Origin of the sequence: Kitasatospora sp. NPDC057738 (assembly GCF_042798815.1) — a bacterium.
GTDB classification, from domain to species: domain Bacteria; phylum Actinomycetota; class Actinomycetes; order Streptomycetales; family Streptomycetaceae; genus Kitasatospora; species Kitasatospora lactacystinica.
In genome coordinates, this window is record NZ_JBHVJT010000044.1 from 54468 (window position 1) to 78523 (window position 24056).

Consider the following 24056-nt stretch of genomic DNA (forward strand, 5'->3'; position numbering starts at 1 on the left):
CGGCCTCAGCCGTGCAGCGTCTCGCGCCAGTAGTGGCAGGCGCTGCGGCGGCCCGCCAGCTCCGTCCCGTGCTCGCCGGTCACCGGTGTCAGCGCGGGGAGTTCGGTCCGGCAGCGGTCCTGGGCGCGCGGGCAGCGGGGGTTGAAGGCGCAGCCCTCCGGGGGGCTCAGCAGGCTCGGCGGCAGGCCCTTGATGGCGTGCAGGTTCCGGCCCTTCTGGTCGAGCCGGGGGATGGAGTCCAGCAGTCCCCGGGTGTACGGGTGCGCGGGCCGGGCGTACAGCTCGTGCACCGGGGCGGTCTCGACGATCCGGCCCGCGTACATGACGGCGATCTTGTCCGCGACGTCCGCGACCACGCCCAGGTCGTGGGTGATCAGGATCAGGCCCATGTTGTACTCGGCCTGCAGCTCGGCCAGCAGGTCCATCACCTGGGCCTGCACCGTCACGTCCAGCGCGGTGGTCGGCTCGTCCGCGATGATCAGGTCCGGCTCCAGGGCCAGCGCCATCGCGATCATGATGCGCTGGCGCATGCCGCCGGAGAACTGGTGCGGATAGTCGTTCACCCGCTGCTTGGCGGCCGGGATGCGCACCCGGTCCATCAGCTCCACGGCCCGGTCCCGGGCCTCCTTGCGGGAGACCTTCCGGTGCGCCCGGAACATCTCCCCCAGCTGGTAGCCGACGCTGAGCACCGGGTTCAGCGCGGAGAGCGCGTCCTGGAAGATCATCGCGATGTGCCCGCCCCGGACGGACCGCCGGGCGTTGGCACCCATGGTCAGCAGGTCCTCGCCGCGGAACAGGATCCGCCCCGCGGTGATCCGCCCCGGCGGCATGTCCAGGATGCCCATGATCGCCTGCGCCGTCACCGACTTGCCCGAGCCGGACTCCCCCAGCACCGCCAGCGTCTCCCCCGCCGCGACGGAGTAGCTCACCCCGTTCACGGCCCTGGCGACGCCGTCCCGGGTACGGAACTCCACGTGCAGGTCGTCGACCTCCAGCAGCGGCGTCCCGGGTTCCGCGCTCCCCCGACCGCCGCCGATCAGCTCCACCGCGTCCATCAGAGCAGCCTCCCCGGCGCCGCGGCACCCACCACTGGGCGCAGAGCAACTATCAAGGAAGGGACCGCACTTGGCGAGCCCGCGGCAGATCTCTTTTCCGTCACGGGAAAGGGCGCGTCCCCGCCGGCGGGGACGCGCCCTGGTCGTCGACCGGTCTCAGCCGGCGCCCTTCCCGGCCTCCCTCTCCGCCGCGAAGTGACACGCCGAGTCGTGCCGCGCCGCGCCGTCCAGCCAGGACGGCGCGGCCAGCAGCGGCTCCTCGACCTCGCACCGCTGCTGCGCCTTCCAGCAGCGGGTGCGGAAGCGGCAGCCGGACGGCGGGTTGGCCGGCGAGGGCACGTCGCCGGTGAGCACGATCCGGTCCCGGACCTCCCGCGCCCTCGGGTCCGGCACCGGCACCGCGGAGAGCAGCGCCTGGGTGTAGGGGTGGGTGGCGTGGTCGTAGATCTCCGCGTCGCTGCCGATCTCGACCATCTTCCCCAGGTACATCACGCCGACGCGGTCGGAGATGTGCCGGACGATGGAGAGGTCGTGCGCGATGAACATGTACGACAGGTTGAACTCGCCCTGCAACTGCTCCAGCAGGTTGATCACCTGCGCCTGGACGGACACGTCCAGCGCCGAGACCGGCTCGTCGCAGATGATGACCTCCGGCTTGAGCGCCAGCCCCCGGGCGATGCCGATGCGCTGGCGCTGACCGCCGGAGAACTGGTGCGGATAGCGGTTGATGTACTCGGGGTTGAGCCCGACCACGTCCAGCAGGTCCTGGACGGCCTTGCGGCGGTCGCCCTTGGGCGCCACCTCGGGGTGGATCTCGAACGGCTCGCCGATGATGTCGCCGACCGTCATGCGCGGGTTGAGCGAGGTGTACGGGTCCTGGAACACCATCTGGATGTTCCGGCGGACGGCCTTCAGCCCGGCCCCGGAGAGCCGGGAGATCTCCTCCCCCTTGTAGCGGACCGATCCCGAGGTGGCCGGTTCCAGGTTCATCAGCACCTTGGCCAGCGTGGACTTGCCACAGCCGGACTCGCCGACGATCCCGAGCGTCTCGCCCTGCATCAGGTCGAAGGTGACTCCGTCGACCGCCTTCACCGCGCCGACCTGCTTCTTGAACAGGACGCCCTTGGTGAGCGGGAAGTGCTTGACCAGGTCCCGGACTTCGAGGATCGGCCGGCCGCGCGGCACCTCCTGCTCGAAGGCGACCTCCTCCGGCATCGCCGCGCCCAGCGCGCTGGACCCGTTAACGGTCATGGAGGGTCTCCTTCCAGAAGAAGCAGGCACTGCCTCGCCCCTCCAGCGGCGTCCCGTCCTCCTCGGTGACCGGGAACAGCTCCGGCACCTCGGTCCGGCAGCGGTCCTGGGCACGCGGGCAGCGGGGGTTGAAGGCGCAGCCCTCGGGGATGCGCAGGAGGTTGGGCGGCAGGCCCTTGATCGCGTAGAGCTCCTGGCCCTTCTGGTCGAGCCGGGGGATGGAGTCCAGCAGTCCCCGGGTGTACGGGTGCGCGGGCCGGGCGTACAGCTCGTGCACCGGGGCGGTCTCGACGATCCGGCCCGCGTACATCACCGCGATCTTGTCCGCGACGTCCGCGACCACGCCCAGGTCGTGGGTGATCAGGATCAGGCCCATGTTGTACTCGGCCTGCAGCTCGGCCAGCAGGTCCATCACCTGCGCCTGCACCGTCACGTCCAGCGCGGTGGTCGGCTCGTCCGCGATGATCAGGTCCGGCTCCAGGGCCAGCGCCATCGCGATCATGATGCGCTGGCGCATGCCGCCGGAGAACTGGTGCGGATAGTCGTTCACCCGCTGCTTGGCGGCCGGGATGCGCACCCGGTCCATCAGCTCCACGGCCCGGTCCCGGGCCTCCTTGCGGGAGACCTTCCGGTGCGCCCGGAACATCTCCCCGAGCTGGTAGCCGACGCTGAGCACCGGGTTCAGCGCCGAGAGCGCGTCCTGGAAGATCATCGCGATCTTCTGGCCGCGGATCCGCCGCCGCTCCTCCTTGCTCATCCTGAGCATGTCCTGGCCCCGGTAGAGGATCTCGCCGCGCGGGATCCTGGCCGGCGGCATGTCCAGGATGCCCATGACCGCCTGCGCCGTCACCGACTTGCCCGAGCCGGACTCCCCCAGCACCGCCAGCGTCTCCCCCGCCGCGACGGAGTAGTTGACGCCGTTCACGGCCCTGGCGACGCCGTCCCGGGTGACGAACTCGACGTGCAGGTCCCGCACGTCGAGCAGCGGCCCCTGGTACGGCGCCTCCTGCACGCGCCCGGTGGTGTCCACCGCTGTACTCACGATGCGCTCCCTCGCTCAGCGAAGCTTCGGGTCGAGGGCGTCGCGGACCGCGTCGCCCATCATGATGAAGGCCAGCACGGTGATGGAGAGCGCCGCGGCCGGGAAGAACATCACGTACGGCGCGGTCCGGATCACCTTCTGGGCGGAGGAGATGTCGATGCCCCAGGAGATGGTCGGCTCCTGAAGACCGATGCCGAGGAAGCTCAGCGTCGCCTCGGTCGCGATGTAGCCGCCGAGCGCGATGGTCGCCACCACGATCACCGGCGCGACCGCGTTCGGCAGGATGTGCCGGAGCATCAGCCGTCCGGTCCCGGCCCCGAGGGCCCGGCCCGCCGTCACGAAGTCGGACTGTTTGACGGTCAGCACCGCGCCGCGCATGACGCGGGCGATCTGGGTCCAGCCGAGGACGGCCAGGGCGACCACCACGGTCCACACCGTGCGGACGGTGAACGCGTTCAGCAGCACCAGGGCGCCGAGCAGCAGCGGGATGCCGAAGAAGATGTCGACGATCCGGGACACCACCGCGTCGACGACCCCGCCGTAGTACCCGGCGACCATGCCGGTCAGCCCGCCGAGCAGGGTGACCGCGGCGGTCACGAAGATGCCGACGGTGATCGAGGCCCGGGCGCCGTAGACCACCCGGGCGTAGATGGACCGGCCCTGGGCGTCGTAGCCGAACCAGCCGGCGCCGAAGAAGTCCGTCCAGTCCGGCCGCCGGAGGTAGTCGTGCACCAGGTCGGCCCGGCGCGGGTTGGCGTCGGTGAAGGCCCAGGGGAAGATCGCGACGAGCACCAGCAGCACGATCAGCACGACCGAGAGCAGGAAGATCGGCCGCCGGCGCAGGTCCCGCCAGGCGTCGCCCCAGAGGCTGCGGGCCTCCTCCCGCTTCTCCACGTCGGATTCGACCAGGGTCTCCTGCTCCACCGCCATGCCCTGCTCCCCCGCGTAGTCGAGACGGGAGACACCAGGTTTGGGATGTGGTTCGTAGGAGTCCTCGTCGTGGATGTCAGACATAGCGGATCCTCGGGTCCAGGACCGCGTAGAGCAGGTCGACGAGCAGGCTGGCGACCAGGTAGATGATCACCAGGACGGTCACGATGCCGACCACGGTCGGGCCTTCCTTCTGGTTGATCGCCCGGTACAGGACGTTGCCGATGCCCTGCACGTTGAAGATGCCCTCGGTGACGATCGCCCCGCCCATCAGCGCGCCGAGGTCGGTGCCGAGGAAGGTGACCACCGGGATGAGCGAGTTGCGCAGCAGGTGGCGGGAGATGATGGTCCGCCGGGGCAGGCCCTTGGCGGTCGCGGTCCGGATGTAGTCGGCCCGCAGGTTCTCGCCGATGGAGGTCCGGGTGAGCCGGGCGACGTACGCGAGCGAGAGCGAGCCGAGGACGACCGCCGGCAGGATCAGCTGGGAGAGGTCGTAGCTGTCCTGCACCGTCGGCGTGACCCAGCCCAGGTTGGTGGCGAACACGGTCTGCGCGATGTAGGCCAGCACGAAGACCGGGATCGAGATCACCACCAGGGTCAGGATGAGCACCAGGGTGTCCGCGATGCTGCCGCGCTTCAGCCCGGAGAGCACGCCGAAGGCGAGGCCCACGATCATCTCGAAGAGAAAGGCCATCAGCGCCAGCCGGATGGTGACCGGGAAGGCGTCCGCCATGATGTCGGAGACCGGGCGGCCGGTGAAGCTGGTTCCGAAGTCCCCCTGGAAGAGGTTCCCCATGTAGTGCAGGTACTGCTTCCAGAGCGGCTGGTCCAGGTAGTACGTGTGCTTGATGCTCGCGACCACCGACGGGTCCGCGGCCTTCTCGCCGAACAGCGCGACCACCGGGTCGCCCGGCAGCGTGTAGACCATCACGAAGATCAGCAGCGTGGTGCCGAAGAACACCGGGATCATCTGCAGCACCCGCCGCAGCACGTAACTGCCCATCCGAGCCTCCTTCCTGTGTGGCCGACCGGGCCGGGCCGGTCGGCCGGGAGACCGCGCCCCGCCCTCCGTGCGGGGAGGGCGGGGCCGGTGCGCGGGGATCAGGGTCCGGGGACCAGGGCCCGGGGATCAGCCCTTGACCTCGACCTGCGTCCAGGCCGGGTTGCCGAAGGAGTCGAACTTCACGTTCTGCACCTTGGTCGAGTAGCCCGAGTTGGTGCGGTAGTACCAGAGCGGGACGGCCGGCATGCCGCTCTGCAGCACCGCCTCGGCCTGCTGGTAGCCGGTCACCGTGTCGGCGACGCTGGCGGCCTCGTCGGCCTGGGTCGCCGCCTGGTCGAACTGCGGGCTGCTGTACCCGGTGTCGTTGGACGCGGCACCGGTGCGGTACACGTCGGCCAGGAAGTTGGCGTTCAGCGGGTAGTCCTGCACCCAGCCGGTGCGGAAGGCGCCGTTGAGCTGGTGCGCGGTGATGGCCTGGCGGGCGGTCTTGAAGTCGGGCTTCGGGTCGCCGAGGCAGTCGACGCCGGTGTTCTGCCGGATCGAGTTGCAGACCGCGTCGACCCACTCCTTGTGGCCGCCGTCCGCGTTGTAGGTGATCAGCACCTTGTTGCCGGGGACGCCGCCGCCCTGCTGGATCAGCTGCTTGGCCTTGGCGGGGTCGAAGTTGCAGAAGTCCCCGCAGGTGCCGGCCTTGTAGCCCTCGACGCCCTCCGCCACCCAGGCGCTGGCCGGCGCGCGGGAGCCCTGCAGCACCGTCTTGGTGATGGTCGCGCGGTCGATCGCCATCGACAGGCCCTGGCGCACCTGGGCCTTCTCCGGGGCGGCCCAGTCGGCCTGGTAGAGGGTGAAGCCGATGTTCTGGATGGCGCCCTGCGGCGCGTCCACCGCGCGGTCGCCGAGGTCGCTCTTGTACGTGGCCAGCGCGGACGGCGGCACCTGGTCCATCACGTCCAGGTTGTTGGACTGGAGGTCGGCGTAGGCGGCCTCGGAGGTGGTGTACATCTTGAAGACGACGCCGCCGTTCTTCGGCTTGTCCACGCCCTGGTAGTCCGGGAAGCTCTTGGTGACCACCTGGCTGTTGTGCGCCCAGCTGACGAACTGGTACGGGCCGTTGCCCACCGGCTTCTGCCCGTACCCGGCCGGGTCCTTGAAGAAGCCCTCGGGCAGCGGCGAGAAGGCGATGTAGCCGAGCTTGTACTCGAAGTACGAGACCTTGTGGTTCAGCTTGACGGTGAAGTGCAGGTCGTCGGTGACGGTCAGTCCGGACATCTTGTCCGAGGTCGGCTGGCCGGAGGCCGGGTGGACGTCCTGGTAGCCCTCGATGTCGGAGAACCAGGAGCTGTTGATCTGGTTGTTGGCGGGGTTGGCGCCCCAGTTCCAGGCGTCGACGAAGTTCTGGGCGTGCACCGGGGTGCCGTCGTGGAACTTCCAGCCGTCCTTCAGGGTGACGGTGAAGGTCAGCGAGTCACTGGTGTCGATCGTGTCGGCGACCTGCATCCGGATCTTGGCGGTGGCGGGGTCGTAGTCGACCAGCCCCTTGAAGAGGTTCTGGATGATGCGACCACCGCCGACCTCGTTCGCGTTGGCGGGCTGCAACGGGTTCTGCGGCTCGTTGCTCTGGTAGCTGAAGGTCTTGCTCGCGTCCGACGAGCCGCTGCCTCCTCCGCCGTTGCTGCTGCTGCACCCGGTGGCCACCAGGACCACGGACGTCGCGACGGCGAGGACCCAACGAGCACGGGCGGCTTCGGGCATGGAGGTCCCTCCTCAGGGTGTGTGTCGCATCACACCCCATGAGAAGCGCGCCCCGGCGACGGCGCGAGTCAGGTGCACCCGGACGGGTGCCGTGACCCCCTGCCGAGTTGACGCGGCGCCGGATCGCCGCAGCACCGGATCCACGCGGCGCCGGATCCACAGAATGCCGGAAGGGCCCGCGGCGCGAACGCCACGGGCCCTTCCTGGGACCGACGGGGGAATCAGGCCGCGGCCTGCTCCCGGACCTCGGGGAAGTGGCAGGCCGACTCGTGCGCGGCCGGGCCCTTCAGCAGCGAGGGGACCGCGAGCAGCGGGACCTCCTCGGAGCACCGCTCCTCCGCCTTCCAGCAGCGGGTGCGGAAGCGGCAGCCGGACGGCGGGTTGGCCGGCGAGGGGATGTCCCCGCTGAGCACGATCCGGTCGCGGGTCTCGCGCGCCGCCGGGTCCGGCACCGGCACCGCGGAGAGCAGCGCCTGGGTGTACGGGTGGGTGGCGTTCTCGTAGATCTCCTCGTCCGAGCCGATCTCGACCATCTTGCCCAGGTACATCACGCCGACGCGGTCGGAGATGTGCCGGACGATGGAGAGGTCGTGCGCGATGAACATGTAGGAGAGGCCGAACTCGCCCTGCAGCTGCTCCAGCAGGTTGATCACCTGCGCCTGGACGGACACGTCCAGCGCGGAGACCGGCTCGTCGCAGATGATGATCTCGGGCTTGAGCGCGAGGCCGCGGGCGATGCCGATGCGCTGGCGCTGGCCGCCGGAGAACTGGTGCGGGTACCGGTTGATGTACTCCGGGTTCAGACCCACGACGTCCAGCAGGTCCTGGACGGCCTTGCGGCGGTCGCCCTTGGGCGCCACCTCGGGGTGGATCTCGAACGGCTCGCCGATGATGTCGCCGACCGTCATGCGCGGGTTGAGCGAGGTGTACGGGTCCTGGAACACCATCTGGATGTTCCGGCGGACGGCCTTGAGGGCCGCCCCCTGGAGCGTGGAGATGTCCTCGCCCTTGAAGAGCACCTGGCCGGAGGTGGCCCGCTCCAGGTTCATCAGCACCTTGGCCAGCGTGGACTTGCCACAGCCGGACTCGCCGACGATCCCGAGCGTCTCGCCCTTCTTCAGCTCGAAGGAGATGCCGTCGACCGCCTTGACCGCGCCGACCTGCTTCTTCAAGAGGATGCCCTGGGTCAGCGGGTAGTGCTTGACCAGGTCCTTGACCTCCAGGATGTTCTCAGCCATGGAGGGTCTCCTTCCAGAGGTGGCACGCGCTGCGGCGGCCGGTGAGCTCCTTGCCGTCCTTGTCCGTCACGTGGTGCAGCGCCGGGGTCTCGGTGCGGCACTGGTCGGTGGCGACGTCGCAGCGGGGGTTGAACGCGCAGCCGGCCGGAACCTTGAGCAGGTTCGGGGGCAGGCCCTTGATCGCGTACAGCTCCTGGCCCTTCTGGTCCAGGCGCGGGATGGAGCGGAGCAGGCCCTTGGTGTACGGGTGCGCGGGGTTCGCGTACAGGTCGTGCACCGGGGCGGTCTCCACGATCCGGCCCGCGTACATCACGGCGATCTTGTCCGCGACGTCGGCGACCACGCCGAGGTCGTGGGTGATCAGGATCAGGCCCATGTTGTACTCGGCCTGGAGCTCGGCCAGCAGGTCCATCACCTGGGCCTGGACGGTGACGTCCAGGGCGGTGGTGGGCTCGTCCGCGATGATCAGGTCGGGCTGGAGGGCCAGCGCCATCGCGATCATGATGCGCTGGCGCATGCCGCCGGAGAACTGGTGCGGGTAGTCGTTCACCCGCTGGCGGGCGGCCGGGATGCGCACCCGGTCCATCAGCTCGATGGCCTTCTCCTTCGCCTCCTTCTTGGAGGCGCCCTGGTGCACGCGGAACATCTCGCCGAGCTGGTAGCCGACGCTGAGCACCGGGTTCAGCGCGGAGAGCGCGTCCTGGAAGATCATCGCGATCTTCCGGCCGCGGATCCGGCGCCGCTCCTCGCCGCTCATCGTGAGCATGTCCTGGCCGCGGTACAGGATCTGGCCCTGGGTCACCTTGCCCGGGGGCATGTCCAGGATGCCCATGATGGTCTGCGCCGTCACGGACTTGCCGGAGCCGGACTCGCCGAGCACGGCGAGGGTCTCGCCGGCCGCGACGGAGTAGTTGACGCCGTTCACTGCCTTGGCCACGCCGTCCCGGGTGTGGAACTCCACGTGGAGGTCCTTCACCTCCAGGAGAGGAGTGCCGACTTCGAGCCGGTCATTCTTCTGGTTGTTCTCGATCACGGTGGTCATCGGGTCGTCACCTCTTCTCTCAGCGGAGCTTCGGGTCGAGGGCGTCGCGCACCGCGTCGCCGAGCATGATGAACGCCAGCACGGTAAGGCTCAGCATTCCGGCGGGGAAGAACAGGGCGAACGGAGCCGTACGGATCACCTTCTGGGCCGAGCTGATGTCGATGCCCCAGGAGATGGTCGGGTCCTGGAGACCGATGCCGAGGAAGCTCAGCGTCGCCTCGGTGGCGATGTAGCCGCCGAGCGCGATGGTGGCGACGACGATCACCGGGGCGATCGCGTTCGGCAGGATGTGCTTGAACATGATCCGGCCGGTGCCGGCGCCGAGCGCCTTGGCCGCCGTCACGAAGTCGGCCTGCTTGACCGTGATCACCGAGCCGCGCATGACACGGGTCATCTGGGTCCAGCCCAGGGCGACCAGCGCGAAGACCACGCTCCAGACGGTGCGCGAGGTGAAGGCGTTGAGGACCACCAGCGAGCCGAGCAGCAGCGGGATGCCGAAGAAGATGTCGGTGATGCGGGAGATGATCGTGTCGACCCAGCCGCCGAAGTAGCCGGCCACCATGCCGGCGAGGCCGCCGAGGATGGTCACGCCCAGGGTGACGCAGATGCCGACCACGACCGAGGCGCGGGCGCCATAGATGATGCGGGCGTAGATGCTGCGGCCCTGGAGGTCGTAGCCGAACCAGTCCGCCTGGAAGAAGTGGCTGTAGTTCGGCTTCGACAGGTAGTGGTTGCGCAGGTCGCCGGCCCGCGGGTCCACCGAGGTGAACAGCCCGGGGGCGATGGCGATGACGATCAGCAGCAGGATCAGCAGCGCGGAGATCACGAAGATCGGCTTGCGACGCAGGTCGTGCCAGGCGTCCGAGCCGAGGCTGCGGGCCTTCTCCTGCTTCGGCGCCGGGGCGTCCGCCGCGCGCTGGGCCGGGATGTCCCCGGCGGTCTTCTTCTCGGTCAGGTCAGGCATAACGGATCCTCGGGTCCAGGACCGCGTAAAGCAGGTCGACGATCAGGCCGGCGGCCAGGTAGACGATCACGAGGAAGGCCACGAAGCCGGAGACGGTCGCGCCCTCCTTCATGTTGATCGCTTGGTAGAGCGCGTGGCCCACGCCCTGGACGTTGAAGATGCCTTCGGTCACGATCGCGCCGCCCATCAGGGCGCCGAGGTCGGTGCCGAGGAAGGTGACCACCGGGATCATCGAGTTGCGGAGCAGGTGGGTGCCGATCACCTTGCGCCGCGGCAGGCCCTTGGCCACCGCGGTGCGCACGTAGTCGGCCTTGATGTTCTCGGCTATGGAAGTACGGGTGAGGCGCGCGACGAAGGCCAGCGAGAGCGAGCCGAGCACCACGGCCGGCAGCACCAGCTGGGTGATGTCGTTGCTGTCCTGGACGGTCGGGGTGACCCACTTCAGGTTCTGCCCGAAGACCGTCTGGAAGATGAAGCCCAGCACCGGGACCGGGATCGAGATCAGCAGCAGGGTGAGGACCAGGGCTCCCCGGTCGAACAGCTTGCCGCGGCGCAGACCGGAGTACAGGCCGATGCCGATGCCCAGCACGATCTCGATCACGAACGCGAACAGCGCCAGCCGGACCGTGACCGGCAGTGCCTCGCTGATCTTGTCGATGACCGGGCGCTGGTCCAGACCGGTGCCGAAGTCACCGGTGAGCAGCTTGCCCATGTAGTCGAAGTACTGCTGGATCAGCGGCTTGTCGAAGCCCTGCTGGTGCTTGAGAGCGGCGAGCTGCACCGGGTCCGGTGCCTTGTCGCCCCACAGTGCTGCCACCGGGTCACCAGGCAGCAAGTGCACCATGAAAAAGATGAGTGCGGTCGTTCCGAGGAACACCGGGATCATCTGGAGCAGTCGCCTTGCGACAAAGCGCCCCATCGTGCCTCCATGTATGGCCCTGCCGAGCCCGTCAACTCGGCAAGAGAAAAGTCGGCGTGCCAACGGCCGGTGCCAGTCCTCGCCCTTGTGGGGATGGACGGGCACCGGCCGTTGTCACCGGGTCAGGCGGTGCCGACCGATTACTTCTTCTTCTTGACCTCGACGTCGGTGTAGACCGGGTCGCCGAAGGAGTTGAACTTCACGTTCTGGACGTTCTTGGAGTAGCCGGAGCTGGTCTTGTAGTACCAGAGCGGGATGGCCGGCATGTCCTTGGCCAGAACGGCCTCGGCCTGCTGGTAGAGCTCGGCGGTCTTCTCGACCGTGGTGGCGGCGTCCGCCTCCTTCGACAGCTTGTCGAACTCGGGGCTCGAGTAGCCACCGTCGTTGGCCGCGGCACCGGTGCCGTAGACGTCGCGCAGGAAGTTCGCGTTCAGCGGGTAGTCCTGCACCCAGCCGGTCCGCATCATGCTCTGGACCTGCTTGTTGGTGATGATGTCGCGCGAGGTCTTGAAGTCCGGCTTCGGGTCACCGAGGCACTCGACGCCGGTCGCCTGGCGGATCGAGTTGCAGACCGCGTCCACCCACTCCTTGTGGCCACCGTCGGAGTTGTACTGGATGAGGACCTTGCCGCCGGGGACGCCGCCGCCCTCGGTGATCAGCTGCTTGGCCTTCTCCGGGTTGTACTTGCAGGCGTCGCCGCAGGTGCCGGCCTTGTAGCCCATGACGCCGGGCGCCACGAACGAGTCGGCGGGCAGGCGGTTGCCGTTCAGCACGGTCTTGGTGATCGTCTCGCGGTCGATCGCCATCGAGAGGCCCTGACGGACCTTCTCCTTGCCCGCCTCGCTCCAGCCGCCCTGGTACAGCGCGAAGCCGATGTTCTGGATGGCGCCCTGCGGCTGGTCGACCGCGCGCTTGCCCAGGTCGTCCTTGTACTTCGGCAGGTCGGTCGGGTCGACCTGGTCCAGCACGTCCAGCGTGTCGGACATCAGGTCCTTGTACGCGGCCTCGCCGGCGGTGTAGTTGCGGAAGACGACACCGCCGTTCTTCGGCTTGTCGATGCCCGTGTACTTGTCGAACGCGGCCAGGGTGATGGCCTTGTTGTGCTCCCACGAGACGAACTTGTAGGGGCCGTTGCCGACCGGCTTCTGGCCGTAGCCGGCCGGGTCGGCGAAGAAGCCCTCGGGCAGCGGGAAGAAGGCCGAGTAGCCGAGCTTGTACGTGAAGTACGAGACCGGGCTGGTCAGTTCGATCGTGAAGTGGGTGTCGTCGACGATCTTCAGACCGGACATCTCGGTGGCGGTCGGGTCACCCTTCTCCGGGTGCACGGCGTCGTAGCCGACGATGTCCGAGAACCAGTCCGAGTTGATCTGGTTGTTCTTCGGGTTGGCCGACCAGTTCCAGGAGCTGACGAAGGACTTGGCGGTGACCGGGGTGCCGTCGTGGAAGGTCCAGCCGGACTTCAGCGTGACGGTGTAGTTCTTGGCGTCCGTGGTCTCGATCTTGTCGGCCACCTGGTTGCGCAGGGCACCGGTCGCGGGGTCGTAGTCGACGAGGCCCTTGAAGAGCTGCTTGACGATACGGCCGCCCTGGTTCTCCATGGCGTTCGCCGGCTGGAGCGGGCGCTGCGGCTCCGCGCTCTGGTAGCTGAAGCTGGCCCCGGGGTCGACCGCAGCGCTGTCGGAGCTACCCCCGGAGGAGTCGCTGCTGCTGCACGCAGTCGCAGCGAGGGCGACAGCAACAGCTGCGACAACCCACTTGGCCTGGCTCGCACCGCGCATCGGTGTGCCTCCTGAATTCGACGTTGCAACGAGGAGGGCACTGCGGAACGGTGATCACCGGGCCCGCTGTGCCGTCCGCGCTCGTGGTTTCGGCGCGCACCCCTGCGCGTTCACCCTTGACCCGAGCCTGACTGCACCCACTATCCGTCACGCACGGACACGAAAGTGACCAGTGACGATCTCAATTAGGTCACATGAACAGTCGGTAAGTTTCGAAAACCGGACATTTGAGACATAGCCAGACAGGCACCAAACGGACAGTCGTCACGGATGACGAACTGTCACGTCCGCTCAGCGGACACCCGGCGGTGATGAGCGCTATTCCGTGAATAGCGGCCCCGACAACTTGGAGTAGTTGAAAAAGTTCGCCCCCCTCTCCATGGGAAAGGGGGGCGAATCATTCCGGCCAATGGCCGTTCAGTGCGTCCGGATCACGCCTTCTTGGCGCGCGAGGCAGTGCGTCCGCGGTCCTTCTGGTCAAGGACGACCTTACGGATGCGAACCGTCTCCGGGGTCACCTCGATGCACTCGTCCTCGCGGCAGAACTCCAGCGACTGCTCCAGCGAGAGCTTGCGCGGCGGGACGATCGACTCGGCCACGTCGGCGTTCGCCGAGCGCATGTTGGTGAGCTTCTTCTCCTTGGTGATGTTCACGTCCATGTCGTCGGCACGCGAGTTCTCACCGACGATCATGCCCTCGTACACCTCGGTGCCCGGCTCGCAGAAGAGCACGCCGCGCTCCTGCAGGTTGGTCATCGCGAAGGCGGTGACCACGCCGGCCCGGTCGGCGACCAGCGAGCCGTTGTTGCGGGTGGTCAGGTTGCCGAACCACGGCTCGTGACCCTCGTGGATCGAGTGGGCGATGCCGGTGCCGCGGGTGTTGGTGAGGAACTCGGTGCGGAAGCCGATCAGGCCGCGGGACGGCACGACGAACTCCATCCGGACCCAGCCCGAACCGTGGTTGGACATGTTGTCCATCCGGCCCTTGCGGATGCCCATGAGCTGCGTGACCGCGCCCATGTGCTCCTCGGGCACGTCCACCGTGAGGCGCTCGACCGGCTCGTGGGTCTTGCCGTTGACCTCCTTGGTGACCACCTGCGGCTTGCCGACGGTCAGCTCGAAGCCCTCGCGACGCATGGTCTCGATCAGGATGGCCAGCGCCAGCTCACCGCGGCCCTGCACCTCCCAGGCGTCCGGACGCTCGGTGTCCAGGACGCGCAGCGAGACGTTACCGATCAGCTCGCGGTCCAGGCGGTCCTTCACCTGGCGGGCGGTGACCTTGCGGTCCACCTTGCCGGCGGCCTTGGCGTCCGCGCCCTTGCCGCTGCCACCACGGCCGACCAGCGGGGAGGTGTTGGTGCCGATGGTCATCGAGATGGCCGGCTCGTCCACCGTGATCAGCGGCAGCGCGATCGGGTTCTCCGGGTCGGCCAGGGTCTCGCCGATCATGATCTCGCCGATGCCGGCGACGGCGCAGATGTCACCGGGGCCCGCCACCTCGGCCGGCTTGCGGGTGAGCGCCTCGGTCATCAGCAGCTCGGAGATGCGGACGTTCTGGATCGAGCCGTCACGCTTGATCCAGGCCACGGTCTGGCCCTTGCGCAGCTCGCCCTGCTCGACGCGGAGCAGCGCGATGCGGCCGAGGAAGTTGTCGGCGTCCAGGTTGGTGACGTGGGCCTGGAGCGGCGCGGCCTCGTCGTAGCTGGGGGCCGGGACGTGCTCCAGCAGGGTGGAGAAGAACGGCTCCAGGCTGGTGCTGTCGGCCGGGACGGTGCCGTTCTCCGGCTTGGTCAGCGACGCGACGCCGTCACGGGCACAGGCGTAGACGATCGGGAACTCGATCTGGTCCTCGTCCGCGTCCAGGTCCAGGAACAGGTCGTAGGTCTCGTTGATGACCTCGTCGATCCGGGAGTCCGGACGGTCGGTCTTGTTGATGCAGAGGATGACGGGCAGGCGGGCCGTGAGCGCCTTGCGGAGCACGAAGCGGGTCTGCGGCAGCGGGCCTTCGGAGGCGTCGACCAGCAGGACGACCGCGTCCACCATCGACAGGCCGCGCTCGACCTCGCCACCGAAGTCGGCGTGGCCCGGGGTGTCGATGATGTTGATGGTGATCGGTGCGCCACCATCCTTGGGGTGGTACTTGACCGCGGTGTTCTTCGCGAGAATGGTGATGCCCTTCTCGCGCTCCAGGTCGTTGGAGTCCATCATCCGGTCATCGAGGTGCTGGTGGGCGGCGAAGGCGCCGGCCTGCTTGAGCATGGCGTCGACCAGCGTGGTCTTGCCGTGGTCGACGTGGGCGACGATGGCGACGTTACGGATGTCGTTGCGCGTGGGCATGCCTAGCGGATTCTCCCGGAATCGTGGGTTACGGCGCCCGGCCGCGAGACGCGCACTTGCGACCGCTTCGGTCGCCGCCACCCGTTCCGCCTGCTACTACCGGTCCACCCGCCGGGCATATCGACATGCCTCGGCTTCCTCCTATCGTACGGGGAAGCGCCCAGGTGAGCAGAAACGGGCAGGTCGCACGGGATCAAGATCACAGGTGGGTCACACACCCTTCACCCCGCGGCCCGCCTCCGACACTCTTCCGTTCGTGATCCAACACCTCCGGGCCTCGCTGCCCTGGCTGTTCCGTGCCGTCGGCGCCGTGCTCCTGTACCTGGCGGTCCTCCGCGACCTGCCGGGCCCGACCGCTCTCGGCTGCGTGATCGGCTTCCTGGTGGGCCAGGAGCCGCTGTCCGACCTCTGGTTCCTGCTCACCCACCGGCTCTGCGGCGGGTGGCTGTACAGCGCCTCGTACGGCAGGGGCCGGACCCTGTGGAGCGGCTCGGTCGCCGGAGTGCCCGTCGAACTGGGGCTGCGGCCGACGAGCGGATTCCTGTTCCCCTGGGGCCTGCTGCCGGTCCGCGCGCCCCGGCTGCGGCTGTGGCTCGTCTCGGTCGCACGGTTCGGAGTCCACGCGGGGCTCGGGGCCTGGCTGGCGGCCTCCGCCACGGAACTGCCCCGGGGCATCGGCCTCGGGCTGCTGTTCTCCCTCGCCATGACCGCGGTGACCTCCGCGACGAGCCCGGTCAACTCCCTCTGGGCCGTGTTCGTCATGCCCTTCCGGCCGGGATCCGTGACGATCGACGCCGAGTCGCCGAGCGCCGTCGAGGCCGAGCGGTTCCTGGTCCGGGGCCGGATCTCCGAGGCGCGCCGCGAGCTGGGCAAGGGCACGCCCATGGTCCTCACCGCTGCCGGGATCGCGCTGGCCGAGGGCCGGCACGAGGAGGCCGAGCGGCTCGCCGACGAGGCCTTCGAGCGGGGCCACACGCCCGCCGACTCGACCGTGGCCTTCCTCGCCGCCATGACCTTCGTGGGCCGCGTCGACGCCGGGGAGCACTCCCCCGCGCGGGCCGGAGCACTGCTGGAGCCGTATCTCGTCCGACTGGGCGTCCACGACCGGACGCTCGCCCGCGACTTCCTCCCGGCGGCCGAGCTCGCCCGGTTCCAGAACGATCCGCAGGCCGCCGTCCGCATGGCCCGCCGTCTGTCGAACAGGGTCGGCTCCCGCTTCCACCGGTCCCTGGCCTGCTGCTCCCTCGCCGCCGCCCTCATCGCGGCCGGGCGTCCGGAGGAGGCCCGCGAGGCACTCGCCCGGGCCCGCCGGGAGTGCCCCGAACTGGCCCGGATCGCCGATGTCGAACGCATGCTGGAGCCGGTGGAGGCGGCCCGGTGAGTGTCCCGATCGTCCTGGTGCGCGGCACCCGGGAGCTCTAGTCGAGCAGGCCCACGTCCTGGAAGCGCGGCCACCCGTAGCCGTACGCGCCCGCGCCGGCCACCCCGGTCCGGACCCCGACCAGCTCCGGCCGCTGGTAGAGCGGCACCGAGTGGCCGAGCTGCCAGATCCGTACGTCCGCCTCCTGGAGCAGGCCCAGCCGGGCCGCCGGGTCCGGTTCGGCGGCCGCCCGGTCGAACAGCCGGTCGATCTCCTCGGTACCGCTGCGGCCGAAGTTGCCACCCGGCTCGGGCACGCCGTCCAGGTCCGGCCGGGGCTTGGCGTAGACGGAACGCTGTTCGACCGCCGGGCTGGGGCCGGCCGGCCAGGAGAGGAGCGCGAGGTCGTAGTCCCCGGCCGCCAGGTGCTCCCCGACGAAGGACTCGGCGGGCGCGGGCACCCGCTGCACCGCGATCCCGGACTCCCCGAGCTCTGCGATGAGCGCGTCGGCGGTGCGCTCGGCGGTCGCCGAACCGGCCGGGACGAGCAGCGAGAGGGCGAGCGGCTTGCCGCCCTTGGCCCGGGTGCCCCCGCCGGCGGGCCGCATCCAGCCCGCCTCGTCGAGCAGCAGGCCCGGGTCCGCCGGACCGGCCGCGTCGCTGTTGTCCCGGTAGCCCTGCTGGTCGCCCGCGAACAGGTGGCTACCCAGCGGGGCGGCGGGCAGGCCGAGCGGGGTGAGCGCGGCGTCGGCGATCCGCCGCCGGTCGACGGCCCGGGTGAGGGCGCGGCGCACCAGCGGGTCGGTCAGCGGGCCGCGCGCCGCGTTGAGGGTGAGCTGGGTGAGCGAGGCCGCGGCGGCCCGGTGCACGGTGACGCCGGGCAGCGATTCGGCCCGCCGCAGCGCCAGTGCCGCGGCCTCGGGCGCGGCCGCGGGCGGCGGCGCGGCGGAGGCTGACGCGGAGGCGGAGGCGGAGGCTGACGCAGAGGCGGAAGGCTCGGGAGGGGCGGCCGGCGCCGCCCGGTCCACCGCCGCGGTGAGCGGGGCGATGTCCAGCCGCTCCTGGTCCAGCGCGTCCAGCCGCTGCTCGGGCCGCACGGCGAGGAAGTCGATCCGGTCGGCCTTCGGCGGATCGCCCCACCAGAGCGGGCTGCGCACCACGGTGACCGTCCCGCCCTCGGCGTCGTACCGGGAGAGGGTGTACGGGCCGGCGCTCGGCCGGCCGCCGTCGGCCGGCGGCCGGGTGGAGGCGTCCGGGCCGGCCGTCTCGGCGGCCGGGTAGAGCGGGCCGAACAGTGCGCGCCACTCCGCGTACGGCCGCCGGAAGGTCACCCGCACCTCGTACGGGTCGGCGCCCTGGGCGACCGAGTCGATGGCGTCGTACCCGGCCGCCTTCCCGGTCCGGCGGGCCGGGTCCGGGCCGGACAGCGCGATCCGCTGGGCGTCGAGGTCGGCGGCCGAGATCGGGGTGCCGTCGCTCCAGACGGCGCGCGGGTTGAGCCGGTAGGTCACCACCTGCGGCTGCTCCCCGGGCGGGGTGCAGTCGAAGCCCGCCAGGTAGTCGGGGTCGGGGACGAGCCGGCCGTGCTCGTCCGGCCGGAACAGCGAGGGGTACAGCGCGTGGGCGAGCAGCGCCGAGTCGGCGGTCGCCGCGCCCTGGTAGACGTTCAGCGTGGCCGGGACGCCGTCCACCGCCCAGCGCAGCGTGCCGCCGTCCCGGACGGCGGCGCGGTCGGCGGGCCCGACGTCCCCGGTGGTGGCGGTGGGATCGGCCGGGGCGGGCACGGGGGCGGGGGCCCGGGGGCCGGGGTCGTCGGAGCAGCCGCCGAGAGCGGCGGAGAGCAGCAGCGCGGCGGCTGCGGCGGTGAGCTGGCGGACGCGCATGGCGGCCATCGAACGCCGCCGCGGCCGCCCTGCCCATGCCGACACGGCGGGCCGCCGGGCGACTGCACCCGTCCGGCCCACCGGTGCGGGCTGCTACAGGGCCAGCTCGAACCAGACGATCTTGCCCTTGGGCGTGCGCCGGCTGCCCCAGCGCTCGGCCAGCAGGCTGACCAGCTGCAGGCCGCGCCCGCCCTCGTCGGTCTCCTGCGCGCGCCGCTGCCGGGGCTGCGCGTAGCCGTCGTCCCAGACCTCGCAGACCAGGCTGCGCTCGCGCAGCAGCCGCAGCCGGATCTCGCCCCGCCCGTGCTTGAGCGCGTTGGTGACCAGCTCGCTGACCAGCAGCTCGGTGGTGTCGACCAGCTCCTCCAGCCCCCGGGCGAGCAGCCAGCTGCAGGCCAGCTCCCGGGCCTTGGCCACCGAGGTGGGCTCGGGCGGCAGGAACCAGTTGCCGACGGCGTCGTCGGGGAAGGCGTGCACCTTGGCCATCAGCAGGGCGATGTCGTCCTCGCCGTGGTGCGGGTTGAGCTCCCCGAGCACGTGGTCGCAGAGGTCCTCCAGCCCCTTGCCCTCGTCGGAGAGCGCGGAGCGGAAGGCCCGCAGGCCCTCGTCCAGCTGGTGCTTGCGGCTCTCCACCAGGCCGTCGGTGTAGAGGCCGAAGACGGCGCCGTCCGGGAGGTCGATCTCGACCTCCTCGAAGGGCTCGCCGCCGACGCCGAGCGGCAGGCCGGGCGGTACGTCGAGCATCCGGGCGCCCTCGCCGGGGCTGAGCAGGACGGGCGGCAGGTGGCCGGCGTTGGCGATCCAGCAGCGCCGGCTGACGGCGTCGAAGACCGCGTAGACGCAGGTCGCCAGGTAGACCTCGCGGGCCTCCTCGTCGGCGGTCGAGGTGAGCCGGCCGTACGGGGTGGGCGGGCCGACCGGCACCGAGTCGTCGCCGAGGCCGCGGGCGATCTCGTCCAGGGCGGTGAGCACCTCGCCCGGCTCCAGGTCGAGCATGGCCAGGGTGCGGACGGCGGTGCGCAGTTGGCCCATGGCGACGGCGGCGCGCAGGCCGCGGCCCATCACGTCGCCGATGACCAGCGCGGTGCGGTTGCCGGGCAGCGGGATGACGTCGAACCAGTCGCCGCCGACCTCGGTGTTGTTGTTGCTGGGCAGGTAGCGGCAGGCGATCTCCAGGCCGCTGGCGGCCGGGTTGCCCGGGGGCAGCAGGCTGCGCTGGAGGATCAGCGCCCGCTCGTGCTCGCGCCGGTAGAGCCGGGCGTTGTCGATGCAGACGGCGGCGCGGGCGACGAGTTCCTCGGCGATCGCGACGTCGCGGGCGTCGAAGGGCTCGCTGCCGATCGCCCGGGAGAGCTGGACGAGGCCGAGCACCTGGTCGCGGGCGACCAGCGGGACGATCAGGGTGGAGCGCAGCAGCGGGTCGCGCCCGGGCTCGGGGACGACGCTGCGGCCGGTGCGCAGCGCCCGGGCGTGCGGGGAGCGGCGGGGGTAGCAGAGGGTGCCGCCGGCCTCGGCGATCGGCAAGCCGGTCACCGAGCCGAGCACCGAGGAGGCGCCGCCGACCACGCTGGAGACGGCGACCCGGCGCAGTTCGCCGCTGCCGTCGGTGAGCACGGTGTCGCCGAGCCGGCCGGCGCTGGGCACGGTCTCGCCGGAGAGCAGCGCGGTGTAGAGGTCGACGGTGGCGAGGTCGCAGAACGGCGGGACGACGACGTCCAGCAGTTCCTTGGCGGTGGTCTCCAGGTCGAGCGTGGAGCCGATGTGCGCGCTGGCCTCGTTGAGCAGGGCCAGGTTGCGGCGCACGCCGTCGGCCTCGCGCTCGGCGACGTGCCGGCTGGTGACGTCGGAGACCTGCCCGGCGACGCCCATGGTCTGCCCGGCGGAACCGTTCAGGCGGTACAGCGAGACGGCCCAGAGCCGGTTGCCCTCGCGGGTCGGGACGGCACCGTGGAAGCGCAGGTCGAAGACGGGCTCGCCGGTGGCCAGGACCTTGCGCAGGGCGGCGGAGAGCCGGTCGGCCTCGGACGACGGGAAGAGGTCGTGCGGGGTGAGGCCCTCCAGGTCGGTGGGGACCAGGCCCATGCCGGAGGCGAAGGCGTCGTTGACCCGCTGCAGCCGCAGCCGGTCGTCGAACAGCACGAAGCCGGTGGGGGTCTGCCCGAAGACGGCCTCGGAGGCGGCCAGGTCGGTCTCGATCCGGCGCAGCCGTCCGAGGTCGACGGCCAGGCAGGTGGCACCCGCCGTGGGCAGGGAGCTGTCGGGCATCAGGTAGAGCTCGGCGAGGCCCTCTCCGCCGTCGGCGTCCCGGTACGGGGTGGTGCCGACCCATTCCTCGCCCGCCAGGGTGCGCTCCAGCCGGGCCCGGCCGCGCTGCCAGAGCTCGCGGGGGACGAAGGTGGAGATCGGGTCGGCGCCGACGGCCTCGGCGGCCGGGACCCCGAAGAACTCGGCGGCGCGCTCGCTCCACTGGCTGATCCGCCCGTCGGGGCCGATCGCGAAGGTGGCGACCCGGATGTAGTCGTAGATCGAGCCGGGGTCGCCCGCGCCCCAGGGCCGGCCCTCGGCGACGGGGTGGTGGCCGCGGCCGGCGGGCGCGCCGTCCGGTACGGGCAGGTGCGAGGAGCCGGCCTGCCCGGGTACAGCGGCATGACCGCTGCTCCTCGGCGACACGCTCCGCGCCGGAGTGCTGTTCAACGGACCGACCCCTCCAACCCGCGACCGTCCGGATGTCGAGAAGACCGAGTATTCATCATCGAGGGGTACGTTCACACGCCCTCAACATCACAACATCAGATCGGGCGAAGGTTTTTGTCCTACCGCCCGCGCAACCACAATGCCACGCCCGCGCCCCCTTCCGGAGCGCGCGCTCCCCCTGAGCGCCCGCTGGCACTGGCGACACCCCCTCCTCGCTGTTCGCTCCGCTCACGATCCGTCCGGCTCATTACCCGGCAGCGCCTGCTCGAACCAGACCACCTTGCCGATCCCCTCGGCCCGGGCGCCCCAGTGCAGGGCCAGCCGGTGGACCAGCTCCAGACCGCGCCCGCCCTCGTCGGCCTCGGCGGCGTGCCGCTCCTGGGGCGGGTCGGGCAGCGGATCGGAGATCTCGACCAGCAGCGTCTCGCCGAGCGTCAGCCGCACCCCGATGGGGGCGCTGGCGTACCGGACGGCGTTCGTCACCAGCTCGCTGACCAGCAGCTCGGCGATGTCGGTGAGCTCCTCGACGCCCCACTCGGCGAGCGTGGCGCGGACCAGCCGGCGCGCCCGGGAGACGGCGGTGGGCTCGGCGGGCAGGGTCCAGCCCGCCGTCGGGGTGCCGGCCTGGCCGTGGCCGAGCCGGGCCAGCAGCAGCGCGACGTCGTCCGGCTCCCGGCCCTGCTCCATGGTGTCCAGCACCGCCTCGCAGGCGGCCTGGATGGAGGCGTGCGGCTCCTGGAGCACCGTGATCAGCCGGCCGAGGCCGACGTCCAGGTCCTTGTCCCGGGACTCGACCAGGCCGTCGGTGCACAGCGCCAGCAGGCTGCCCTCGGGGATCTTCAGTTCGACCGATTCGAACGGAACTCCGCCCACCCCGAGCGGGGCGCCGGAGGGCAGGTCGAGGATGCGGCCGGCGCCGCCGCGCAGCGGGCCGCCGTTGCGGGTCGGCTCCGGGGCGGCCTCGCCGGGCACCACCAGCACCGGCGGGATGTGTCCGGCCTTGGCGACGGTGAGCCGGGCCGTCGTCGGGTCGAAGACCGCGTAGACGCAGGTGGCCAGCAGCGCCTCGTCCGGGCCCTGGGCGAGGTCGTCGGCCAGCTCGTGGACGTGCCGCAGCAGGACGTCCGGCGGCAGGTCGAGGGCGGCCAGCACCCGGACGGCGGTGCGCAGCCGTCCCATGGTGGCGGCGGCCCGCAGGCCGTGGCCCATCACGTCGCCGACCACCAGCGCGGTGCGGTCGCCGGGCAGCGGGATGACGTCGAACCAGTCGCCGCCGACCTCGGTGCCGCTGCTGCCGGGCACGTACCGGTAGGCGACCTCGACACCGGTGGGCTGCGGGACCTGCTGCGGGAGCAGGGTCCGCTGGAGGGTGAGCGCGGCGGTGCGTTCGCGGGCGTAGAGGCGGGCGTTGTCCAGCGAGCTGCCGGCCCGGTCGGCCAGCTCGACGGTGAAGGCCAGGTCGTCCCGGTCGAAGCCCTCGCGGTAGCCGGACCGGCTGACCAGCAGCAGGCCGATCACGATGCCCCGGGCGCGCAGCGGCACGACCAGCATCGAGTGCACGCCGAGGTCCCGGGCGGCCTGCATCTTCGGGTCGCCGGGGTAGGTCACCTCGTCCAGCTGGTCGGCGCCGGACAGCGGCTCGGGCACGCCGGTGCGCAGCACCCGGCCGCAGACGGAGTCCTCGGCGAAGGTGATCCGGGCGCCGCGGCGCAGCATCACGTCCACCTCGGGGCCGTCCTGGACGGAGGCGGTGCCGAGCTGGAGCAGCGAGGTGCGCCGGTCGTGGCCGTGCCGGGGCAGGTCGTCGCCGTGCGCGACGGCCTGGAGCAGGATCACCGCCGAGAGGTCGGCCAGCCGGGGAACGACCGAGCCGGCCAGCTCCTGGGCGATCCGGGAGGCGTCCAGCAGGTCGCCGACCCGGGAGCCGAACTCGTTGAGCAGCGAGAGCCGGCGCCGGGCGTGCTCGACCTTGGCGACCGCCCGGTAGCGCTCGGTCACGTCCATCACGGTGCCGGAGATGCCGAGCACCCGGCCGGAACGGTCGGTCATCCGGCTGTAGGAGATCGAGCGGTAGCCGGCCCGGGTGGTGACCGGGGAGGCCAGGGTGACGTCGATGACCGGCTCGCCGGTGGCCAGCACCTGGCGCTGGATGGCGGTGATCTCGTCGGCGGCCCGCTCCGGCAGGGTCTCGCCGGTGGTGCGGCCGACGTGGTCGTCCAGGGCGACGCCGTTCATCTCGGCGAGGGTCTGGTTGACGGCGGTGTAGCGCAGGTCGGTGTCCATGATGGCGATGCCCAGCGGGGACTGCTCGAACAGCGCGTCGCGCACCGCGAGGTCCCGCTCGACCGCCTGGACGGCGGCCGCCTCGGCCATGTTGACCTGGAGGAACGGGGTGCCGTCGCCGTCCACCAGGAGGGAGATCCGGGCGTCCACGGCGACCGGGGAGCCGTCCCGGTCGCGCAGCTCGGCGGGGCCGGCCCAGCGGCCGTGCCGCAGGGTGTCCTGGATCGCGCGCCGGATCCGGGCGACCTGCTCCCGGTCGGGGATCAGCTCGTCGATCCGGCGGCCGACCAGCAGCTCGTTCGGCCAGCCGAGCAGTTCCTCGGCGGCGGGGCTCCAGAGCACCACCCGGCCCGCGGTGTCCAGGATCGCGATGGCGACCCTGAGCATGTCCAGCAGGCTGCCCTCGGCGGGCGTGCCCGGGCCGCCGGGACCGCCCGTGCCGACCGGACCTCCCTGGGCGTCGGCGGGCCCGCCGGGGAACGGCCGGCCGGGACGGCCGCGCAGATCGGACCGGGCGCCGGGGCTGC

At 70.9% G+C, this 24056-nt stretch carries 16 protein-coding genes; 1 reads left to right on the plus strand and 15 read right to left on the minus strand.

What is annotated here, in order from left to right:
- Nucleotides 1-5: 5 nt before the first annotated feature.
- The 12 genes from ACFVGO_RS23610 to typA form a co-directional block, all read right to left on the minus strand.
- A complete protein-coding gene (locus ACFVGO_RS23610) occupies nt 6-1055 on the minus strand; it encodes an ABC transporter ATP-binding protein (RefSeq protein WP_380633852.1) in 1050 nt (349 codons plus the stop codon).
- A 156-nt stretch (nt 1056-1211) separates the two neighbouring features.
- Nucleotides 1212-2270: a dipeptide ABC transporter ATP-binding protein gene (locus ACFVGO_RS23615; protein ID WP_359899596.1), complete on the minus strand. Its 1059-nt coding sequence runs from the start codon at nt 2268-2270 to the stop codon at nt 1212-1214.
- Nucleotides 2271-2295: 25 nt separating this feature from the next.
- Nucleotides 2296-3348 carry an ABC transporter ATP-binding protein gene (locus ACFVGO_RS23620; protein WP_359899571.1) on the minus strand — a complete coding sequence of 351 codons (1053 nt, stop codon included), beginning with the start codon at nt 3346-3348 and terminating at the stop codon, nt 2296-2298.
- Between the two features lie 15 nt (nt 3349-3363).
- On the minus strand, nt 3364-4278 hold the full coding sequence (locus ACFVGO_RS23625) for an ABC transporter permease (protein WP_359899595.1): 915 nt from the start codon (nt 4276-4278) through the stop codon (nt 3364-3366).
- 76 nt (nt 4279-4354) lie between these two features.
- Nucleotides 4355-5281, minus strand: a complete 927-nt coding sequence (locus tag ACFVGO_RS23630) for an ABC transporter permease (RefSeq protein WP_380633855.1) — start codon at nt 5279-5281, stop codon at nt 4355-4357.
- A gap of 126 nt (nt 5282-5407) precedes the next feature.
- Nucleotides 5408-7033 (minus strand): ABC transporter substrate-binding protein, encoded by a 1626-nt coding sequence (locus ACFVGO_RS23635; protein ID WP_359899567.1) that lies wholly within the window; start codon nt 7031-7033, stop codon nt 5408-5410.
- 221 nt (nt 7034-7254) lie between these two features.
- Nucleotides 7255-8271: a dipeptide ABC transporter ATP-binding protein gene (locus tag ACFVGO_RS23640; RefSeq protein WP_359899565.1), complete on the minus strand. Its 1017-nt coding sequence runs from the start codon at nt 8269-8271 to the stop codon at nt 7255-7257.
- Nucleotides 8264-9313, minus strand: a complete 1050-nt coding sequence (locus ACFVGO_RS23645) for an ABC transporter ATP-binding protein (protein ID WP_380633857.1) — start codon at nt 9311-9313, stop codon at nt 8264-8266. Before ACFVGO_RS23645 ends, ACFVGO_RS23640 begins: the two co-directional genes overlap by 8 nt.
- A gap of 19 nt (nt 9314-9332) precedes the next feature.
- Nucleotides 9333-10277 carry an ABC transporter permease gene (locus ACFVGO_RS23650; protein WP_359899562.1) on the minus strand — a complete coding sequence of 315 codons (945 nt, stop codon included), beginning with the start codon at nt 10275-10277 and terminating at the stop codon, nt 9333-9335.
- Nucleotides 10270-11196 (minus strand): ABC transporter permease, encoded by a 927-nt coding sequence (locus ACFVGO_RS23655; protein WP_359899560.1) that lies wholly within the window; start codon nt 11194-11196, stop codon nt 10270-10272. Before ACFVGO_RS23655 ends, ACFVGO_RS23650 begins: the two co-directional genes overlap by 8 nt.
- 140 nt (nt 11197-11336) lie before the next feature.
- Nucleotides 11337-12974, minus strand: a complete 1638-nt coding sequence (locus ACFVGO_RS23660; RefSeq protein WP_359899558.1) for an ABC transporter substrate-binding protein — start codon at nt 12972-12974, stop codon at nt 11337-11339.
- Nucleotides 12975-13405: 431 nt separating this feature from the next.
- Entirely contained in the window at nt 13406-15310 is a 1905-nt protein-coding gene (typA, locus tag ACFVGO_RS23665; protein WP_359899557.1) for a translational GTPase TypA, read from the minus strand.
- Nucleotides 15311-15566: 256 nt separating this feature from the next.
- Between typA and ACFVGO_RS23670 the strand changes: the two genes are divergently transcribed.
- Nucleotides 15567-16691 carry a hypothetical protein gene (locus ACFVGO_RS23670; protein WP_380350090.1) on the plus strand — a complete coding sequence of 375 codons (1125 nt, stop codon included), beginning with the start codon at nt 15567-15569 and terminating at the stop codon, nt 16689-16691.
- A 37-nt stretch (nt 16692-16728) separates the two neighbouring features.
- Here the strand turns inward: ACFVGO_RS23670 and ACFVGO_RS23675 are convergent, their stop codons facing one another.
- From ACFVGO_RS23675 to ACFVGO_RS23685, 3 genes are all read right to left on the minus strand, one after another.
- Nucleotides 16729-18552, minus strand: a complete 1824-nt coding sequence (locus tag ACFVGO_RS23675) for an ABC transporter family substrate-binding protein (RefSeq protein ID WP_380633861.1) — start codon at nt 18550-18552, stop codon at nt 16729-16731.
- Between the two features lie 93 nt (nt 18553-18645).
- Entirely contained in the window at nt 18646-21246 is a 2601-nt protein-coding gene (locus ACFVGO_RS23680; RefSeq protein ID WP_380350085.1) for a SpoIIE family protein phosphatase, read from the minus strand.
- Nucleotides 21247-21474: 228 nt separating this feature from the next.
- The coding region (locus ACFVGO_RS23685) for a SpoIIE family protein phosphatase (protein WP_380633863.1) at nt 21475-24056 on the minus strand (2582 nt) is incomplete at its 5' end.

Coding starts and splice junctions, on each gene's coding strand:
- ACFVGO_RS23645 (WP_380633857.1), bottom strand. CDS start 9,313: ATGACCACCGTGATCGAGAACAACCAGAAGAATGACCGGCTCGAAGTC.
- ACFVGO_RS23610 (WP_380633852.1), bottom strand. CDS start 1,055: ATGGACGCGGTGGAGCTGATCGGCGGCGGTCGGGGGAGCGCGGAACCC.
- ACFVGO_RS23625 (WP_359899595.1), bottom strand. CDS start 4,278: ATGGCGGTGGAGCAGGAGACCCTGGTCGAATCCGACGTGGAGAAGCGG.
- ACFVGO_RS23615 (WP_359899596.1), bottom strand. CDS start 2,270: ATGCCGGAGGAGGTCGCCTTCGAGCAGGAGGTGCCGCGCGGCCGGCCG.
- ACFVGO_RS23650 (WP_359899562.1), bottom strand. CDS start 10,277: ATGCCTGACCTGACCGAGAAGAAGACCGCCGGGGACATCCCGGCCCAG.
- ACFVGO_RS23660 (WP_359899558.1), bottom strand. CDS start 12,974: ATGCGCGGTGCGAGCCAGGCCAAGTGGGTTGTCGCAGCTGTTGCTGTC.
- ACFVGO_RS23640 (WP_359899565.1), bottom strand. CDS start 8,271: ATGGCTGAGAACATCCTGGAGGTCAAGGACCTGGTCAAGCACTACCCG.
- typA (WP_359899557.1), bottom strand. CDS start 15,310: ATGCCCACGCGCAACGACATCCGTAACGTCGCCATCGTCGCCCACGTC.
- ACFVGO_RS23655 (WP_359899560.1), bottom strand. CDS start 11,196: ATGGGGCGCTTTGTCGCAAGGCGACTGCTCCAGATGATCCCGGTGTTC.
- ACFVGO_RS23630 (WP_380633855.1), bottom strand. CDS start 5,281: ATGGGCAGTTACGTGCTGCGGCGGGTGCTGCAGATGATCCCGGTGTTC.
- ACFVGO_RS23635 (WP_359899567.1), bottom strand. CDS start 7,033: ATGCCCGAAGCCGCCCGTGCTCGTTGGGTCCTCGCCGTCGCGACGTCC.
- ACFVGO_RS23675 (WP_380633861.1), bottom strand. CDS start 18,552: ATGCGCGTCCGCCAGCTCACCGCCGCAGCCGCCGCGCTGCTGCTCTCC.